Consider the following 18755-nt stretch of genomic DNA (forward strand, 5'->3'; position numbering starts at 1 on the left):
CGAAGTTCACTGTCATCCGCTGAACATAATAATGTAACAATGCACTATCAGATGGTTTGCTGGCGAACAACCTCAAACAACGCAATCCCTGCCGCAACTGAAGCATTCAGAGAAGAAACCTCCCCACGCATCGGTATCTTCAGCAGTGCGTCGCAATGATTCCGGACATTGTCCCTGAGTCCCTTCCCTTCGCTTCCGACCACCAGCACCACATTGCCGCAAAGATCGGCACAAAAAAGGTTTTGGGAGCCCGGTTCCGCGGCGAGACCGTAAACCCAGTACCCGGCCGACTTGCAAGCATCCAGCGCCCGGGCGACATTGGTCACCCGACAGACCGGCAGATGTGACAGCGCGCCGGCTGCCGCCTTCTCCACAACGGCGGTAACAGGACAGCTGCGATCCTTGGGCAAAATCAGCCCCTGGCAACCGGCCGCTTCGGCGGATCGGGCAATCGCTCCAAAATTATGCGGATCCATGATACCATCAAGCACCAGAAAAACGACGGGCGACAGCGTCCTCTGCGAAATCGCGAGAAGATCTTCCAGTTCCACCGTGCCGCACGCTTCAACCCGCAGCGCCACCCCCTGGTGACGGGCTCCGTCAACCATCCGGTCCAGCTCCGGCCGGGTCACGGCCGTTACCGGTACATGCCGCTTTGCGGCGGCTTCTTTTAACGCCGCCAGCCGCGGCGAGGCGGCGGTGCGCACGATAATCAGTTCGAGCGGCTTGCGCTGCCGCCCCTTGAGCGCCTCCAGCACCGGATTGACGCCATAAACAAGATTATCCACGCTTCAATCCTTCGCCAAGGCTGCCGCCATCTCTTCGACAATAAGTTGTGCCGCCACCACAGGATCGGCGGCCGCGGCGATCGGCCTGCCCACAACCAGGAAATCGGAACCCGCCTCAATCGCCTGGGCAGGCGTCATGATTCGCTGCTGATCATTGCTTTCGGCAAAGCAGGGACGCACCCCGGGCGTTACGATGGTAAAATCGCTACCGCAGGCATGTCGAATCAGCCCGACCTCCCGCGGCGAGGCAACGACACCATCCAGCCCGGAGGAACTGGCCAGAGCAGCCAGCCTGGGAACCATTTCCGCCACCGGACGATCGATGCCAACCTCACGCAGCGCCTGGTCGTCGGCGGAGGTAAGAATCGTCACGCCAAGCAGCAACGGCGAAGCCCCCTCCCCCGCGGCATGACACTCACGAACCGCCTGCGCGGCTTCAGTCATCATGGCACGGCCTCCCAACGCATGCACGTTGAACATCCGCACTCCGAGCCGGCAAGCCTCGACAGCCGCCTTGGCCACAGTGTTGGGGATATCGTGAAACTTCAGATCCAGGAAAACTTCACCGTCATGATCCTGAACCATGCGCACCACATCGGGACCGCAGCGGGTGAAAAGCTGCTTGCCGACCTTGAAGATCCCGACTTTTCCACGCAAACGACGTACCCATTCTTCCGCCGCAACCCGTGATTCGACATCAAGGGCAAATATCAATCTCTTGCGAGCTTCAGCCTGCATGCTCCTACCCTTCGGAAAACTGTTTCTTGACCAGGAGGTTCTTGACCCTTCGCGGCACCTCCTGGACTTTCTGGATCAGGCGCGCCGATTCAGCCTGCCCCAGGTCCCTCTGGGCAGCCATGCACTCCATGTAAATCAATTCGCTGAGAGCTTCAGCCAGCAGGCGCTTTTTGTCCTGATCTTCCAACCCCGACAGATTGGTCAACACCTTCCTGCCGTCAACCGTACCGTCCTCGCGAAGGCTCACATCCTTGAAAACATATGAAAAAGGAGACGGCATCTGTCTCATGAAATTACTGACTTCATTAACAAAACCGGCATTTCGCGCGGCAACCCTGCGATACAGGGCGGTCAGAGCGCCGTTGAACACCAGCAGGATTTCCCCAAGATCTCCGGCAACGGCCGTTGCCGGGGCATCCTCAATGGAAACCACCCCTTTGTTGATCAGATCGTACAAAGCGCGCAGCCCCTCGAATTCGATCATGCCACTGCGTCTCAAAACCCCGCGAACATCGAGATCGCCTCTGGAAACCAGGGCCAGGAGCCGCTCGTCTTCGGCGGACAGCCCATCAGCCGGCTTGCCGGTGGGCTTGGGCAGAGCATCCATGGACCGGATGACGCGCATAAACAAGGCCCGCTCGTCAACCCGGCGCAGCCCCTCCATGATCATATTCTGCGTGCTCATGGCGAGGCGCACCATCTTCTCCTTTTCCGGCTCTCTCTCAAGGAAGAAAAAACTCCCCTGTGCGGCACCGAAAAGATTGAACACGATGCTCTCGACCTGTTGCCGCGTAGCCAGCCAGAGATCCTTGGGGCCGATCACACCTTTTTCCACCAGCACGCGCCCGCTGCCTTCGCACCCGCAAACAAGCTGCCGGTATTTGGGCAGGGCCTCCTGATCAAGGCGTCCCATTTCCAGCAAAACGCCACAGATATCTTCCTCGGGAAAAGAGCTTGCCGCGGATACGATTTCTCCCCGCAAAAACCCTACTTCCTTCTTGCCACCGGCCAGGTTGACTACCAGGACTCCGGTTTTCCGAAACATATTGAGGAATGAAAGCACGTCCACCATGGCGATTTCGCCCAGAACGCCCGCCAACTGGAAACCGCTCTCAACATTGGAAAAAAGCAAATGAGCGTTGGAGTGACAGACCAGCTCAAGGGATGCGGCTCCAATCTCCTTGATAACCGATACCGGTAATTCCAACCGTCCACTGCCGTCGATATTTATCTTGCCCATACCTCGTCCTGTAATTCGTGTATCAGACCGCCGCCATCAGCTCTTTTTACAGGCCGCCACGACCATATCCCTGACCATTGCCGGCGCTTCCGCAAGGGCCAGCATGCGCCGCTCGCCGGTCGCTCTTTCCTGCAATTCCACGGCATTTTCCTTAAGGCCGCGCGCGCCCACGGTCAGCCGCAGGGGGATGCCGATCAAATCGGCATCCTTGAATTTGCTGCCGGGCCGCTCGTCCCGATCATCCAGAAGAACCTCCACCCCCAGAGCCTGCAAGTCGGCATAGATGCGTTCCGCGGCATCGAGAACCTCCGCTTCCCGCGGGTTGACCACCGTCACCAGAACCTGAAACGGGGCAATGGGCATGGGAAAAACAATGCCGTTTTCATCGTGATTCTGCTCGATGGCGGCAGCCACCGTACGTCCCACACCGATCCCGTAGCACCCCATGAACAGCACGCGCTCCTGCCCCTGGTCATCGAGCACCGTCGCGCCAAGAGCAGCGGAATATTTGCTGCCGAGCTTGAAAACATGGCCGACCTCGATCCCCCGCCAGATTTCCAGAACCCCGCCACAACGCGGACAGATATCGCCGGACCGGGCAGAACGAAGATCGGCAAACTGCTCAACAGCGCAATCCCGGCCCAGATTGACACCGACAAAATGGGCATCGGCCTCATTGGCTCCAGCGACAAAATCGGCCATCCCCCGCACCGCATAATCGGCGAGCACCCTGAGTTGCAGACCAACGGGCCCGGCAAAACCCGGCGGGGCGCCGGTCACCCTGCCAACCACATCGTCCGGGGCGAGGGTCACCTCGTTGCAGCCGAGGAGCCGACAGAGTTTTATATCGTTAAGCTCATGGCCACCTTGCAGCAAAACCGCCAGAACCTCCCCGGTATCGGTCTGGACAATCAGGGTTTTAACCAGGCGTTCCGGGGCAACCCGCAGAAACGTCGACACCTCGTCGATGGTCCTGCAACCCGGGGTTGCGACTTTTTGCAACTCGGCACCGGGCGCAACCGGTTCCTGCGGCGCAAGAGCCACTTCGGCCTTCTCGATATTGGCGGCATATTCACACCGGTCGCAGGACACGATGGCATCTTCACCGGAAGCCGCCAGTACCATGAATTCATGGGATGAAGTACCGCCGATATTGCCCGTATCCGCCTCCACGGCTCTGAACTTGAGGCCGCATCGCTCAAAAATGCGCCGATAGGCCTGGTACATTTTCTCATAAGCCACATCCGCGCCGGCCTCATCCAGATCGAAGGAGTAGGCATCCTTCATGATGAATTCGCGACCGCGCATCAATCCGAAACGGGGCCGGATTTCGTCGCGGAACTTGCCCTGGATCTGATAAAGATTGAGGGGCAGCTGACGATAGGATCGTACGGTGTTGCGTACCAGGTCGGTAATCACTTCCTCATGGGTAGGGCCAAGACAAAAAGACGCATCCTTGCGATCGGCAAATCGCAGCAATTCCTTGCCGTAATGCTCCCAGCGCCCTGATTCCTGCCACAATTCGGCAGGGATCACCATCGGCATCAGAAGTTCGATGGCACCGGCACGGTCCATCTCTTCACGAATGATCTGTTCAACCTTGCGAATGGAACGCAGCCCGAAAGGCAGATAATTGTAGACGCCGGCGGCGAGCTTGCGAATCATGCCGGCTCTCAGCATCAGTTGATGGCTGGCAATTTCCGCATCGGAAGGGGTTTCCTTGAGTGTGGGCAGAAGGTATTCGGTGTAACGCATACGATAAACCTCGAAAAGGCGAAAAAGGCTCCCCCGGAAAGCAGCCCTTCGTCGATGGATTGCAGTGCCCGGTGCCGATCCGCAAACCTCGCATGGATCCGGCACGGCCGTTTGCAGGAAACGAATATTTTAAGCCGTGGCAAAGGAAGCGATTTCGCTCCGGCCCGCGACGCCAGGCCGCACAGGAAAAGCCGCGGACTCATGCCACCACGACGGGAACGGGCCGTTTTCGGATGAAAACTAGCCTATTTCTTCCCATAATGCAAGGAAACTCCACCCGCAAACCTCAAGCGCCGCCACTTCCCCGCAATGGACATTTTCAATGGATTGGTTTAATGTAGCGAAGCAGTTTTCGGACCCATCAAAGGAGCCAGCCATGCAGGAACGCATCACCGCCAGTCATCTGCTTCGCCTGATAGCCGCAGGCACCCCCCTGATCTATCTGAATACGGACAATGAAAACCGTAGCGAGGCGTTGATCAGCCGCACCGTGGAGCGCGGCTTCAAAAGTATCTCCGGGCCCCAGACATGGTCCTGCACCTGCGGGTTTGTCAATGTCGAAGGCACTGCCGATCCCCTTGCAGGACTGCGCTGGGCCATCAGACAGGAGTACCGGGGGGTGTTCGTCTTCAAGGATTTCCACTGGTTCTGGCAGGACAATGCGTTTTTGCAAAGAACCCTGGCCGATTTTGCAAACCAGAGACAGACACATCCCAAGACCCTGATTTTCATCGGCCCGCCGGCCCGCATTCCGGAGGCGCTGCAAAGAAGTGTCCAGACATTCGAACATCCGTTGCCCGACCGCGCCGAAATGCGGGCCCATATCGAAAGCCGCGGCCAGCGAGACCCGTTGCTGAAGCAATGGATCGCCGGTGATAAGGACCTGGCCCGGATTGTCAGCGCCGCCCAGGGACTCGATTACACCAACATCGACCAGACCATCCGCTTGCTTCGCACCGCCAGAGACCCCTCGCTGGATGACTTCACCGACGCATTGCTGCAGGACAAAAAGCAATTGCTGCGCAAAAGCGGGATCATGGAGGTGGTGGACGTGTCCCCGGCATCGGCGCAGGTCGGTGGCATGGAAAACCTCAAGCAATGGCTCGCCAAGCGGGAAAAGGTTTTTGGTTGCGACGATCTGGCCGAGGGACGCAACCTGCCCAAGGGGGTTTTGATCATGGGGATCAGCGGCTGCGGCAAGAGTCTGTTCGTCAAAGCCATCGCCGCCCGCTGGAGACTGCCGCTGGTGCGTCTGGACATGGCCACGGTCTACGAAGGCACCTATGGTTCGCCGGAAAGCAGCCTGCGCCAGGCCTGCCGAACGGCCGAGGCCCTTTCCCCGTGCGTGCTGTGGATCGATGAAATCGAGGCCGGCATTTCCAACCAGGGCTTCAAGGCAGACGGTGGCTCCGCCTCGCGGGTTCTAGGCTACTTTTTGACCTGGATGCAGGAAAAGCAGCATCCGGTATTCGTTGCCGCAACCGCCAACGCCATCGAAATGCTACCGGCGGAAATTCTGCGCAAGGGGCGGTTTGACGAAATATTTTATGTGGCGCTGCCTTCCGTCGAAGAACGGCAGGATATTTTCCGCATCCACCTGGAAAGACGCGGCCTTGATACTGAAAGCTTCTCGCTGGGCATGCTGGCGCATTCCGCCAAGGGATTTTCCGGTGCCGAAATCGAGCAGACCGTGGCCAGCGCCCTGTTTGAATCGATGGCCGCGGACCGGCCCATGCAGCAGCAGGATGTGATGGAAGCCATCGGCCGCACCGTTCCGTTATCCATAACCATGGCCGAACAGATCAAAAAAATAGAGGCCTGGGCTTTTAAACGCGCCGTATCGGCCAGCAAAACCGTCTGAAGAAGCAGAGATTCCACTTATGAACATCGAGCTTTCACGCCGCGCCAACCTTGTCAAGCCCTTTCTGGCCATGGAGATCATGGAACGCGCCCATGAGCTGCAAGCCTGCGGAAAGGACATTATCTACCTCTGCCTTGGAGAACCGGATTTTCCCACCCCCGCGCCGATCATCCAAGCCGGCATCCGGGCCATGCGAAGCGGCGGCACCACCTACACCCACTCCCTGGGGCGGTTGGAGATACGCGAAGCCATTGCCGGGCATTACCTCAGTCGTTACGGGGTCTCGGTAGAGCCTTCCCGCATCCTGGTTTCTGCGGGAACCAGCCCGCTGATGCTGCTGCTGTTTTCCGCACTCCTGAACCCCGGGGACGAAATTCTGCTCGCGGATCCTGCCTATGCCTGTTATCCCAATTTCATCCGCTTTGCCGGCGGCGTACCGGGCTTCCTGCGCACCCGGCCCGAAGACGGGTTTCAGCCGCGTCCGGAGCAGGTCCGGCAGCGGCTTGGACCCCGCAGTCGCGGCATTCTCATCAATTCGCCATCGAATCCAGCCGGCTCGGTGCTACCCCCGGCATGGCTGGCGGAAATGGCGACGTTTCCCGTACCCTTGATTTCAGACGAAATCTATCACGGCCTCACCTATCAGGGGGAAGAGCACAGCGCTCTGCAATACACGCAAAACGCCTTCGTGCTTGGCGGCTTCTCCAAGGCCTATGCCATGACCGGCTGGCGGCTGGGTTACCTCATCGTACCTCAGGGTTGCATGCGCACCTTGCAGAGCCTGCACCAGAACTTCCTTATTTGTGCGGGAAACTTTGTCCAGATGGCCGGAATTGCCGCGTTGCGCGACTGCCAGCAGGACGTCGCGCGGATGCGCGCAGTCTACGACCAGCGGCGCCGCTATCTCATCGAGGAGTTGCCAAAGCTCGGGCTGCCCCTCCACAGCTGCCCGGCGGGAGCCTTTTACGCGCTGGCAGACGCCCGGCACGTCAGCACGGATTCGAGAGCGCTGGCCCTGGCTATCCTCGAAGAAACCGGCGTAGCCCTGACCCCCGGAATCGATTTCGGGCAAGGCGCGGAAGGCTACCTGCGCTTTTCCTATGCCAACTCCATGGAACGCATTGCACAGGCCCTTGAACGACTGCGGGATTTTCTCGCAAAAAGGGGAAAACTACGGGAGGGACAACGGGATTGCCAATAACGCTGAATATTGTCCGGGCCCGGATCTGCGGCCCGGACGATTTTCGAGCCGGTCCGGCGTCAATCCCACTTGATCGCATCCACCGGGCAGACTTCGTCGCAGGCCCCGCAATCAGTACAGACCGCCTGATCGACCACATGCATTTCGCCTTTTTCACTGATCGCATCGACCGGGCAGACTTCCGCGCAAGCACCGCAATTGATGCAATCATCCGTAATAAAATGCGTTCCCATAACTTGCCTCCCTGCTCAATGGGGTTTGTGGATTGCCTTCCAAAGATACCGCACCCTGCGCCTTTGTCCAGCCCTCGCCATCAGGATAAACAGGCACTGTCCGCCGCCCTTTCGACCGCGCTTGCCGAACTGTGTTACACTGGTTTTCGGAAACTGCCATTGCTTCGCCGGGAGGTTCAAACATGTTCCGAATTCTGGCCAACACGCCTGTAACCAGCAACCTTCACCGTCTCGACATCTCCGCTCCACGCATTGCCAGTCACCGCAAACCAGGTCAATTCGTCATCGTGCACGCCGAGGAGGACGCAGAACGCATACCGCTTACCATTGCCGACGCCGATCAACGGCAGGGCAGCATCACGCTGTTCGTTCAGGCGGTTGGTTACTCCACCCGCCGCCTGGTGGCCATGCCGGCAGGCGCCAGTCTTCGCGACGTCGCCGGACCGCTCGGCCGCCCTACCCACATCGAGCGATGGGGACGCGTCACCTGCGCCGGCGGCGGTGTCGGCACGGCCGTTCTCTACCCGGTGGCCAAGGCTCTGGCTGCTGCCGGCAACCGGGTCACGACCCTGATTGGCGGCCGCACCGCCTCACTGATCATCATGGCCGAGGAATTTTCAGCTTTCTGCGAAAAGGTGCTGATTACCACCGAAGACGGCAGTCTGGGGCAGGAAGGACTGGTGACGACGGTTCTGGACGCTCAGTTACGCGCGGAGGAAAGCAGGCCGCAGGCAGTTTTTGCCGCCGGTCCGGTACCCATGATGCGGGCCGTCGCCGAAATGACCCGCCCCTGGAAGGTACACACCATTGTCAGCCTTAACCCGATCATGATCGACGGCACCGGCATGTGCGGCGGCTGTCGGGTCATGGTCAATGGCGAGATGAAGTTTGCCTGTGTGGACGGGCCGGAATTCGATGGGCACATGGTCGACTTCGACCTGCTGGCCGACAGATTGACAACCTACCGCGACCAGGAATGCCGCATGCTTAAAAAGCTCGAGGAATGATAAGCAGGCCAGCGGCTCAGAGCATTGCATGGACACCGTTGCAGGCGCCGGCAACGTTTTCGGCAAGAAATTCGATGAAAATTTCCGCGGGTACCGGTCGGCTGAAGTAATAGCCCTGCATCACCTGGCACTGTCGCGTTCGTAAAAATTCAAGTTGATCAGCCGTTTCAACCCCTTCCGCGACAATATCCAGGCCCAGCCCGTGGGCCATAGCGATAATGGTTTCCACGATCGCCGCATCCCCTGGGTCCCGAACAATGTCAAGAACGAATTCCTGGGCAATCTTTATCCGGTCGATGGGAAACGCCTTCAGGTAGCTAAGCGAGGAATAGCCGGTGCCGAAATCGTCAATGGCTATGCCCACCCCAAGATCCCGCAGTGCGCTCAGCGTCTGTGCGGCCGCCTTGGCATCGGCCATAAGCAGGCTCTCGGTCAGTTCCAGTTCGAGATAACGGGGCTCGAGTTCCGTCTCCTTAAGAATGCGGCCAACCTGGTCATAAAAATCGGGCTGCTGAAACTGCCGGGCGGAAAGATTGACCGCCACGCGCAAGGGAGGGTAACCGGCCAACTGCCATGCTTTGTTCTGCGCGCAGGCATGGCGCAATACCCAGTAACCAATGGGAAGAATCAGGCCGCTCTCTTCCGCAAGGGGGATGAACTGCCCGGGAGGGATCAGGCCCTTGTCCTTGTGATGCCAGCGCAGCAAGGCCTCCGCGCCCACGACGCGCCCCGTTTTCTGGTCGACCTGGGGCTGGAAGGCAAGAAAAAACTCCTCCCGCGCTATCGCCTGCCGCAGATTATGCTCGAGTTCGCTGCGTTCCAGCAAACACCGGTTCATTTCTTCGGTGAAGATGCAATAGGTATTGCGGCCTTGCTCCTTGGCGGCGTACATGGCCATATCGGCATGCTGAAGGAGCATCTCCCCGCCGCTGCCATGGTGGGGATAAACCGCCACCCCCACGCTTGCCGTCATGAAAAAACGCTGCTCGTCCACCGGGAAAGGCTCGCCAAAGGTTTTGAGAATATCGTCGGCCACCTGTTCGGCCTCCGCCAACGCCTGCAACCCCGGCAGCAAAACGACAAACTTGTCACCTTCCCAGCGGACAACAGTAACGCCGCCGTGGACCAGACTTGACAGCCGCTGGCCGGTCAGCTTCAACAACCGGTCACCGCAGGCATGCCCGCGCGTGTCGTTAATGATCTTGAGATTGTCCACGCCGATAAATAACAGGGCCGCCAACTGGCCGGTTCGATCGGCACTGCTCAAAACACGGCGGAACCGATCTTCGAAAAGTGCCCGGTTCGGCAGGCCCGTCAATCCATCGTAATATGCCAGCTGCCGGATTTCCCGTTCGACCTGCCGCTGGCTGGAAATATCGCGCAGCGTGGCCAGCACGAAACGCTCCCGGCCACACTGGCCGACCGACAGGCTCAGCTCAACCGGAAACTCCCGCCCGGAGCGATGTATCGCCAGGAGCTCCAGGCTGCGGCCAATCGCCTCGGAAGGTTCGCCCGTGCCGAAAAAGCTGGCCACATCCTTGCGATGCTGTCCACGATAGCCTTCCGGCATAAGAGCATCCAGGCTGCCGCCAATCATCTCTTCGCTGCTCCAGCCAAAAAGCTGCTCGGCCGCCGGGTTGAACAGGGTCACACGACCCTGTTCGTCAATCGCTACCACCGCGTCATGAGTCGCGGCGATCACGGTATGAAACTGCGCCTGTTTCTCCAGCAAGGCCTGCCGGGCGCGGCCCCTTCCACGAAAAAAACGCAGCAAAAACCACAAAAAACCCAGTTGAAGAACAACCAGACCGATTAGCACGCCGGGCAGGAACCCACGCTGCTTCCACAGAAAACGGGGTTGATTCACTACCGAACTGCCTGGCGGAAGATCCTCCATGCTCAGGCCGAATTGCCGCAGCTGAAGGTAGTCGAACAGGTAGGAGCGCGAAGTATTGCCCAGCAGGGAAACGTTGTCTGGCAGAGTTTCGTTGAAAACCTGTTCGCGGGCCAGACAGCCCGCCAGCCAGCCCTGCTCCGCCCCACGATTCATGGCACCGCCGAGTACGCCAGGCGTCAGATAAATGTCTTCCATTGCCAAAATTTTGAAACGGCCGGACGCCGACAGGCGCTGCAGGCTTTCGGCAACGGACACCAAAGCACCATGCTTGTCCCGCACGCCGACCAGGGAAGTGACAACCCATAACCCGGGTTGCACATCGGCCAGATGAGCGGCCAGATCTTCGAGGCGGGGGCTGTCATAAAAGGTTGCCGCGACCTGCGGATAATACCTGGCGACCTCCCGGCGGACATAACTTCGAAGTCCGCGTGAAACGACGGAATCGTCGCCGACAAAGTGCAGCTCTTTCAGCGTGGGCTCCAGTCGCAAGGCAAGGTCAACGGTGGCGCCGATATCCGGCAATGCGAAGGTTCCGAAAAAGCGGTCGGGATTCAGCTGTGTGTCCAGGTCAAGATCGTGCAGACCGCTGAAAACAACCGGCACCGTCGGAAACAGGCGAGAGCCATACATATGCAGAAAAGCGACGGCCTGGCGGTCGGTCGCATAGATCAGATCGGGAACAAAATGGGTATATTTATTCTTGAAGTGGCTGAAAAGTGCATCGAAACCGGCCGGTTCGAATGTTCCGGCGCCGGCATCAAGATACTCGACACGCAGGTCGACGGAAGCGGCGCCGGCGCGACCTTCAAGCGCTTGCAGAAAACCGGCCTGCTGGTTCGCCGTCCAGGCGAACCCGGCATGGAAGGAATGCAGGATTAACAGCTTCATCTCCCGCGCCCAACCGGAAGCCGGCATCAGCAGCAACAGGAAACAGACAGACAATACAGCCTTGCGGCAAAGCATGCAAAGACTCCCGGAGACGACCTAGATCATGGAAGGATCGCGTCCGCCGGCCTTCGGATTATCAGGACAAGGGACGGCGTGGCGGCAACCGGCCGCCCGGCGTAATTTTGCAATTATCACGCCACGGCAGGTACGGTCACCAAGCTACAACCCCCTGAATAAAGGAAGTTGCGCAGACAACAGCGCAAAGGCAGGTTTCCAGCAAAAAAAACCGCACCCGATCGGGCACGGCATGCGTCTTGCGGCTTCAATATATCCAGACTGCCATACCGCACAGCTTGCGCTTTTCATGCGGCAGGCACAAACCTGAAGCTTTCGGGACCCGGCAGAGGTCCGTTCCCGGTCTTTGCAGCCTGTGATATAACGGCTGTCAGGTTTTTACGCGATCCGGCCGCCGCTCGGACAGCCGCGCCCCGGAAGAGACGGGAACCATGGGCTCACCGTTGCAGACCAGGTCGGCGTCGCACTCGGTCCAGCAGACATCGCCTTTGCACACTTTTGTCACCGTCAGTTCCACATCGTATTCGCCAGCCTTGCCAATCAACACATCGCCATCCTGAACTCGCATCTCACAGCCTCCTTTCGTTGGGGTAATGCCGTCTTTATTACACACTTACGATTATATCCATGACAGACATAATGACAAGCGGCACGCGTCAAAACGCCCGCGGCTAGGTTGCGGCTTTTTTCCTCGCTGCAAGGCTCCAGCCATGGTGCAAAAGCAATCCGACCACAAACCCCCAGGCCATATTCACAACAAGGGAAACCAGTACCGTTGCCACCATCGGCCAAAGGTTCCAATCCCAGGTCAGCCCCCTGGCAAATTTGGTCAGCTCGATGCCGACCAACAGCATCATGGCACCGACAATCGCCAGCGGAAAAGCGGCAAACAGGCCCGCTATCGATCCCGCCAGAAACAGGCCCATGGCGATTTCCAACCCACCTTCGATCAAATTGGCGCCTCCGGTGCGGGCACCGAAATAATATTGACCGGCGAGTCCACCGGCGCCATGGCACATGGGCATGCCGCCAAAAAACGGGACCACCAGATTCATGATGCCCATGTTCAGGGCCAGTTTTTTTTCACTCACCGGCCGATCCGGCCAGTAACCTTGGATCAGTACGGCCGTAGCGATAACGGCGTTGGTCGCGGTCAGGGGCAGCTGGGAAAAGCCGCCGCGCAACATGGCCTGCCAGGACTGGCCCAGGGTAAAGGTCTGCAAGTCGGGCAGTGCCAGGGTCGGCCCCGGAAGCCCCTGAAACTGCCGGTTGACATACATAATCACAGCGCCAAGAACTACCAGCACCACCGCCGCCGGCGTGAACCGGTTGTTTCGCAGAAACAAAACAATGGCGACGGACACCAGCCCCAGAATCCAGCCGCTGGACATCATCTCCAGGGCTTTGACGGCCAGCAGTATACCAAGAGCCATCTGGATGCCCCGAATGACCGATTTGGGGGTAATGCGTGCTATCAGCTCCATCAACCCCGACAAGGAAACGACCAGCCAGACCACCCCCATGGCAAAGGCCGATGCGTAAACCATGGAAGGCGGCCACTGCTCGGCGATGGCGACCACCGCCAGCACTTTCATCGGCTCGATGGGCATGGGCAGTCGGTAGCAGAAACCGGTAACCACGTTGGCAAGGCCCATCATGATCAGCAAGCCAGCCGGATGCACGCCACACACGACAATATAACCAATAGCAAGAGGAAACAGCGTGCCGAAATCCCCCATGGCCCCGCCGAGTTCACGCATGCTGAATTCAAAACTTCCGATTTTCACATCCCTCTCCCGTACGGATTCCTTCCCCATTGGTGCATCACGATGAAAAAACGCCCTGCAGGAAAGTCCCTGCAGGGCGTTTTTTCTACCGTAGGCATGGGTTATTCATAAACAAAAAACAACTGCTGCCCTTTCACCTTGAAATCGGCGATGGCCTTCTGTCCTTCATTGGAGGTCAGGTAGGCGATAAAAGCCATGGCCAGGTCGTATTTGACATGGGGGTGCCGCTTGGGATTGACGGCGATCACACCATAGGGATTGAACAAAGCCTTGTCGCCCTGAAAAGCGATGGGCAGCTTGACCTTGTTCTGATAAGCGATGTAGGTGGCGCGGTCGGTAAGGGTGTATCCCTGGCGTTCATTGGCCATGATGATGACCTCACCCATGCCCTGGCCGGCTTCGACATACCAGGCGCCCTTGGGGCTCACGTCGGCGGCCTTCCACATGGTTTTCTCCATCACATGCGTTCCGGACTCGTCGCCGCGGGACACAAAGGTCGCCTTTGCGTCAGCGATGCGCTTCATGGCTTCGGCGGCTGATTTTGCCTTTTTAACTCCGGCGGGATCCTTGGCGGGGCCGATAATGATGAAATCGTTATACATGACGTCACGGCGGTTGACACCGAAACCGGCTGCGACAAAGGCATCTTCCAGGGAGCGGGCATGAACCAGGGTCACGTCGACATCACCGTTTTCAGCGATTTTGAGGGACTTGCCGGTCCCGACTGCGATTACATCGACCTTGCAATCATGTTTTTTCTCGAAAGCGGGCAGTATGGCCGCCAGCAATCCCGAATTTTCCGTGGAAGTGGTGGTGGAGAGTTTCAGACGTTCGACAGCCATGGCGCCGCTGCAGAAAATCGCCATAAGTAATAGAACGCTGCTCAGAATCCGCAATGATGACCTCATTTTTTCCTCCTCAGTATTGACGCGATCGCTTTTTTCCCAAAGATGTAAAAAGCTGCCCCGCACCCGAAAAGCGCCATGCGGACAGGTTCCAAGTGGTTATAACTGTAGCGTAATAACCTCGTGGAGTCAACGGACACGTTTTCCGTCCTGACTCAAATCACGACAGTGCAACAAAAGCGCAGAGGAAGCAGAACTATAAAACACCGTCAGGTACCCCGCCGAGCGCGTCAGCGCGACTCCCCGGGAAACAGCATGCGGCCGGAGAGGCTCAGATCGTAACCGGGCAATGCGGCGGCGAGTTTGTGGAAGGCCGGTTCGTGAAGCAAGGCGAGAAATTGTTGAATGGATTTATCGAAAAAACTGTCCTTGGGAATCAGAAGGTCGAAACGCTCCCACCGCAACGGCAGAAAGTCGAGTCCCAGCAACGCTGCCGCGGGACGAATTCCCGGACCGACATCGGCGCGCCCACTGAGGATCTCCAGTCCGATATCGAGATGGTGCGCGACTTCGTTGCCATACCCCTTGATCCGGGCCGGCTTGATACCGGCCTCCTGCAATTGCTGGTCGAAAATGATGCGCGTGCTGGCCCCCAGCGCGCGATTGACCACGGTAAGGTCCTTTTCGGCAATGTCACCACAGCCGGCAATCCCGTGGGGGTTGCCGGCTGCCACGATCAACCCCTGCTCGCGCCGGCAAAAATTGACCACCGCGGGCAACGCATCCAGCTCGCTGGCGGCATAGGAAAAATTGTAGTCGTTTTCATTTTCTTCGGCGAGGTGACTGGTGGCGATGTGACACATGCCCCGACGCAGGGCCTTCAGTCCGCCAAGGCTGCCGATCGCTCCGAACAGCACCACATCCCCGGAATTGAGCTTCATGAACAGCGACAGGGAGCGGTCGAGCAGGATATCGTCGCTGCCGGCAATCATCAGCAATCCGCTCTTATGCGGCAATTCAGCAGACCCGGTCGGATAATTGATGGTCATGCTCTCGACCCACTGTTCCACCAGATGGGCCGGAAAAAGCCATTTACCGGTAATCTTGGTGGCAGGCAGCCCCTTTTCGGTTATCAACGTATAGACCATCTTTTCGTTGACACCGAGACGCTGGGCAACTTCTTTCGTGGACAGCAGTTTTTCCATCAAACGAAGCTCCGGGGGTAATTTTCCGCGATCGTCAGATTGTGAAATGGCTCACGGAAAGCTGAAGGTTACCACACTTCAGCCAGGGAACAAAGTCTCCATTGTCAGCAGAAGTCAAACCTTTTCAAGCGCCAGGGCTGCCGTACCGAGCCGGCTGTTGGCTTCCAGCAGCATATCTTCTCCGGCCACCACCGACACCGCACCGGCATCCCAGCCGTCCACCAGATAAGTCCGGGCAACATATGCGAGGCGCGCAGCATCCACGGCCAGAATGCGCTCGCGGAAAAGTTGCCGCGCTTCCGGGGACCACCCCTGGAGAAGATAACGGAACTCGCGCACTGCCTTGCCCCCCGGAGACAGGGGCCTGTCAATCTGGCTGAACACGCCAAGAACAGCTTCCTTGATATCGACTGCGGAAAACATGCCCGAGGCAGCCCAACGGGCGGCATCCCGATAGACCTCGAGGGTGCGCACCAGATGCGGGTCGCGATAGGAAAGCATGGCAAACAGGCCGCTTTGTGCATCGTAATTGGCCATCCCGCCATAGGCGCCGCCCTTTTCCCTGATTTCGCGATGCAGATAGCCGCCACGCAACAGCTTGGCCAGCACCAGCAGTGCCGGTCCGTCGGCGTGCCCCAGTGGAACCGCGGGGAAAACCCGAGCTACATAGGCCACCGGAACAGCCGCTATCCAGCCGGTAGCCTTGTCACCAAAAGGCGCCGGCCGCGGCAGCATGGCGGCCGGCTCGCGGCAAGTCGGCAGGGCGGCGAGAAAAACGTCGAGAGCCGCGCCGATTTCAGAGAATCCGGATTGTTCGGCGGTTATCGCACAGCGCAGACGGTCGCGGCGGAAAATCAGACTGGCCAGACGCTGCAGGCGATGGGCGAGGTCGCCGAGCTGCTCCGGTTGCCGACCGGCCAGGTCCCTGACCAAGCGAATCAGGTGCAGGCCGCTCCAGTTCTCCCGTAATCGGCCGGCCGCCGTCAAGGCTCCGGCCGCAACCCGCGATGCGTAACTGTGTCCGGAACCGGGTACAGAATTCTCCAGAGAGGTTTTCATCTGCTGGAGCACGGTGTGCAGGCGCTTCAGATCAAAAAAATCGGGAGCCGAGGCAAAATCCCTGAGAATTTCAAACAACCGCCGCTGATTGCGCAACAGGGCCTTGCCACGAAACTCGATAGCAAGCTGAAAATCGTCCAGACTGGCCGGGCTATCGAGAATGATTGGATTGGCCTGCACCCCGCCTGTAGCCGCGGAAACGCGTTCCGCCATTTCCAGGTAACTGCTGCCGGCGGCGCCCACTTTGGTCAACAGGGAGCAAAACAGGGGGACATCGCACAGCAACTCTTCCGGCAGGTCATCAATCGCCAGACTGGCGTCGAAATAGCCGATGCCGTTGGTCGGCTGATCAAACCAGCTCACCGGCACATCCCGAAGTTCGCCAGCGCGGAAATCGACCGGCGCCGGCCGGGCGGGAATATCTGTCAGGTCAAGCGTTGGCAAAGACGACAGGTCTTCATTGCCCTCCTGAGCCTGCAGCAATGCCAGGCCCTGCTCAACCAGGTCGTTTTTATCGCTGGCGGAGAGTTTTTTTTCAACAGCCGCCAGCCGCTCGCGCAGTCGCTGCTCCTGACGCATTTTCATTTGCGGATCGGGTTTGAGCAGCAGAGTCACCCGGTGGGGGTTGTCGAGCAGATGCCGGCGGACCAGGTTTTCAAAAAACGGGCCGGTTGCCAATTCCCGGCGTAACCGTACAAGATCCGCCTCGAAACACAGGGGTGACACCGGGTCGTCGGCATGCAGCCAGGAGCCGAACATGCGCATCAGCAACAGCAAACCGTAGGGATACTGGTCTCCGCTGACCTCACGATAGGAAAATTCCAGCTGGTGGATGGCTGCCTCAATCTGATCCGGAGCGAACCCCTGGCGAACAACATGCTGCAGCGTTTCCAGGACCAGCGTTTCGATGCCATCCACCGCTTCCGGATCCGTGCCCTGCAATCCGGCAGCAAAATAGGTCTCGCGGTAATCGTCATGATAACCGGTCCCCGGCGCCAGGTTCTGACCCAGGCCCGATTCGAGCAGTGCCTTGTATAGCGGGGCGGCGGGGTTGCCGAGCAGCAGTTCGGCCAGCAGCGTCATGCCCAGCCGTTCGAAGGGATCCGACACCGGGCAACTCAACCAGGCGATCTGCACCATGGAGCGCCGGGCAAGAGAATCCCCGGCCTCGGCAGGGAAGGATTCCACCACCTTGCGAGGCGCCTCGAAACGTACTTCGTCCGGGATCGCGCTGTTTACCTGCAGCGGCCCGAAATGGCGCAAGGCCTGCTCTTCAATGGCGTGAAGATGGCCCTCCAGGGGCATATTGCCATAGGTGAAAAACCAGGCATTGGCGGGATGATAATAGGTAGAATGGAACGTCTTGAGCTGAGCGTAGCTCAGATCGAGGATATCTTCGGGCTCGCCGCCGCTGTTGAAGCCGTAGGTCACCGTCGGATAAAGCGCGCGGGTCAGGCGCCGGTGCAGCAACGAGGAAGGATCGGCCATGGCACCCTTCATCTCGTTGTACACCACTCCTTTAAACTGCAGGGGCGAGCGCATGTCTCCCGGATCAGCAAATTCCAGGCGATGTCCTTCCTGTCGAAAATCCCGCTCGCGCAGCAACGGGAAAAAAGCCGCGTCCAGATAGATCCCCATCAGGTTGTAAAAATCGGTGTGGTTCTGTGAAGCAAAGGGGTAGCAGGTCCAGTCGCTGGCCGTCAGCGCATTCATAAAGGAGCTGAGACTGCGCTTGAGCATCGTGAAAAAGGGATCCCGTACCGGGTAGCGTCGCGAGCCGCACAGGACGGTGTGCTCCAGAATGTGCGCCACGCCGGTGGAATCCTGCGGCGTGGTGCGAAAACCGACGGCGAACAGATTGTTGTCATCGTCGCGGTCGAGATGAACCATGCGCGCTCCGGTCCGTTCGTGTTGCAACTGCACCAGCGTTGCATGCAGTTCCGGCAGCGGCGATACGGCGGTGATCAGAAAACCGTGTTGCCGGTCCCCTGCGCGATAATGACTTTCTGCCATGAAGCCTCTCCTTGATAAAAACCGGTAATAGCCGGTAATCGTTGAAATGACGGGCCGGCGATGCGGGCCGTGAAAAACCACACCAGCATGACTCCGGAAGCAACGGGCGCGGATCCAATAGAAGTTACCGGGCCGCACAAAACCTTTTGCAGGATCTGCGCAA

14 protein-coding genes are annotated in these 18755 nt (G+C 58.7%); 3 read left to right on the forward strand and 11 right to left on the reverse strand.

The window, feature by feature from the left end; translation table 11 throughout:
* Positions 1-47 precede the first annotated feature (47 nt).
* Genes rlmB through A6070_RS12290 form a run of 4 tightly spaced genes read right to left on the reverse strand, consistent with a single transcriptional unit; the run spans position 48 to position 4521 of the window.
* Complete coding sequence (gene rlmB, locus A6070_RS12275) at positions 48-788, reverse strand: 23S rRNA (guanosine(2251)-2'-O)-methyltransferase RlmB (RefSeq protein WP_072286026.1); 741 nt, start codon at positions 786-788, stop codon at positions 48-50.
* Positions 789-791: 3 nt separating this feature from the next.
* Complete coding sequence (gene pyrF, locus A6070_RS12280; RefSeq protein ID WP_072286027.1) at positions 792-1526, reverse strand: orotidine-5'-phosphate decarboxylase; 735 nt, start codon at positions 1524-1526, stop codon at positions 792-794.
* Between the two features lie 4 nt (positions 1527-1530).
* The gene (locus A6070_RS12285) at positions 1531-2766 is read right to left on the reverse strand and encodes a DUF4388 domain-containing protein (RefSeq protein ID WP_072286028.1); all 1236 of its coding nucleotides are present in this window, start codon (positions 2764-2766) and stop codon (positions 1531-1533) included.
* Positions 2767-2802: 36 nt separating this feature from the next.
* On the reverse strand, positions 2803-4521 hold the full coding sequence (locus A6070_RS12290) for a proline--tRNA ligase (protein ID WP_072286029.1): 1719 nt from the start codon (positions 4519-4521) through the stop codon (positions 2803-2805).
* A gap of 376 nt (positions 4522-4897) precedes the next feature.
* Here A6070_RS12290 and A6070_RS12295 point away from each other — a divergent pair, with 376 nt between their 5' ends.
* Together A6070_RS12295 and A6070_RS12300 are read left to right on the forward strand one after the other, a co-directional pair.
* A complete protein-coding gene (locus tag A6070_RS12295; RefSeq protein WP_072286031.1) occupies positions 4898-6382 on the forward strand; it encodes an AAA family ATPase in 1485 nt (494 codons plus the stop codon).
* 19 nt (positions 6383-6401) lie between these two features.
* Positions 6402-7583, forward strand: a complete 1182-nt coding sequence (locus A6070_RS12300) for a pyridoxal phosphate-dependent aminotransferase (RefSeq protein ID WP_072286032.1) — start codon at positions 6402-6404, stop codon at positions 7581-7583.
* Between the two features lie 59 nt (positions 7584-7642).
* Here the strand turns inward: A6070_RS12300 and A6070_RS12305 are convergent, their stop codons facing one another.
* Complete coding sequence (locus A6070_RS12305; RefSeq protein WP_072286033.1) at positions 7643-7816, reverse strand: DUF362 domain-containing protein; 174 nt, start codon at positions 7814-7816, stop codon at positions 7643-7645.
* 182 nt (positions 7817-7998) lie between these two features.
* Here A6070_RS12305 and A6070_RS12310 point away from each other — a divergent pair, with 182 nt between their 5' ends.
* Positions 7999-8823 (forward strand): sulfide/dihydroorotate dehydrogenase-like FAD/NAD-binding protein, encoded by an 825-nt coding sequence (locus tag A6070_RS12310; RefSeq protein ID WP_072286034.1) that lies wholly within the window; start codon positions 7999-8001, stop codon positions 8821-8823.
* Positions 8824-8839: 16 nt separating this feature from the next.
* Here A6070_RS12310 and A6070_RS15170 read toward each other — a convergent pair whose 3' ends face one another.
* From A6070_RS15170 to A6070_RS12340, 6 genes are all read right to left on the reverse strand, one after another.
* Positions 8840-11683 (reverse strand): EAL domain-containing protein, encoded by a 2844-nt coding sequence (locus A6070_RS15170; protein ID WP_083558466.1) that lies wholly within the window; start codon positions 11681-11683, stop codon positions 8840-8842.
* A 370-nt stretch (positions 11684-12053) separates the two neighbouring features.
* Positions 12054-12251: a hypothetical protein gene (locus tag A6070_RS12320; RefSeq protein ID WP_072286035.1), complete on the reverse strand. Its 198-nt coding sequence runs from the start codon at positions 12249-12251 to the stop codon at positions 12054-12056.
* A 103-nt stretch (positions 12252-12354) separates the two neighbouring features.
* Positions 12355-13470, reverse strand: coding sequence for a putative sulfate/molybdate transporter (locus tag A6070_RS12325; protein ID WP_072286037.1), 1116 nt, complete (start codon positions 13468-13470; stop codon positions 12355-12357).
* Positions 13471-13571: 101 nt separating this feature from the next.
* Complete coding sequence (locus A6070_RS12330) at positions 13572-14378, reverse strand: ABC transporter substrate-binding protein (protein ID WP_072286038.1); 807 nt, start codon at positions 14376-14378, stop codon at positions 13572-13574.
* 227 nt (positions 14379-14605) lie between these two features.
* The gene (locus tag A6070_RS12335; RefSeq protein ID WP_072286039.1) at positions 14606-15520 is read right to left on the reverse strand and encodes a helix-turn-helix transcriptional regulator; all 915 of its coding nucleotides are present in this window, start codon (positions 15518-15520) and stop codon (positions 14606-14608) included.
* A 114-nt stretch (positions 15521-15634) separates the two neighbouring features.
* On the reverse strand, positions 15635-18592 hold the full coding sequence (locus tag A6070_RS12340; protein WP_072286040.1) for an insulinase family protein: 2958 nt from the start codon (positions 18590-18592) through the stop codon (positions 15635-15637).
* Between the last annotated feature and the right edge of the window lie 163 nt (positions 18593-18755).

It is taken from the genome of Syntrophotalea acetylenica, from assembly GCF_001888165.1.
Lineage (GTDB): Bacteria > Desulfobacterota > Desulfuromonadia > Desulfuromonadales > Syntrophotaleaceae > Syntrophotalea > Syntrophotalea acetylenica.

Bases quoted from the DNA above. Each gene is read 5' to 3' on its own strand.
- pyrF (WP_072286027.1), bottom strand. From the start codon at position 1,526: ATGCAGGCTGAAGCTCGCAAGAGATTGATATTTGCCCTTGATGTCGAA.
- A6070_RS12285 (WP_072286028.1), bottom strand. From the start codon at position 2,766: ATGGGCAAGATAAATATCGACGGCAGTGGACGGTTGGAATTACCGGTA.
- A6070_RS12290 (WP_072286029.1), bottom strand. From the start codon at position 4,521: ATGCGTTACACCGAATACCTTCTGCCCACACTCAAGGAAACCCCTTCC.
- A6070_RS12295 (WP_072286031.1), top strand. From the start codon at position 4,898: ATGCAGGAACGCATCACCGCCAGTCATCTGCTTCGCCTGATAGCCGCA.
- A6070_RS12300 (WP_072286032.1), top strand. From the start codon at position 6,402: ATGAACATCGAGCTTTCACGCCGCGCCAACCTTGTCAAGCCCTTTCTG.
- A6070_RS12305 (WP_072286033.1), bottom strand. From the start codon at position 7,816: ATGGGAACGCATTTTATTACGGATGATTGCATCAATTGCGGTGCTTGC.
- A6070_RS12310 (WP_072286034.1), top strand. From the start codon at position 7,999: ATGTTCCGAATTCTGGCCAACACGCCTGTAACCAGCAACCTTCACCGT.
- A6070_RS15170 (WP_083558466.1), bottom strand. From the start codon at position 11,683: ATGCTTTGCCGCAAGGCTGTATTGTCTGTCTGTTTCCTGTTGCTGCTG.
- A6070_RS12320 (WP_072286035.1), bottom strand. From the start codon at position 12,251: ATGCGAGTTCAGGATGGCGATGTGTTGATTGGCAAGGCTGGCGAATAC.
- A6070_RS12330 (WP_072286038.1), bottom strand. From the start codon at position 14,378: ATGAGGTCATCATTGCGGATTCTGAGCAGCGTTCTATTACTTATGGCG.
- A6070_RS12335 (WP_072286039.1), bottom strand. From the start codon at position 15,520: ATGGAAAAACTGCTGTCCACGAAAGAAGTTGCCCAGCGTCTCGGTGTC.
- A6070_RS12340 (WP_072286040.1), bottom strand. From the start codon at position 18,592: ATGGCAGAAAGTCATTATCGCGCAGGGGACCGGCAACACGGTTTTCTG.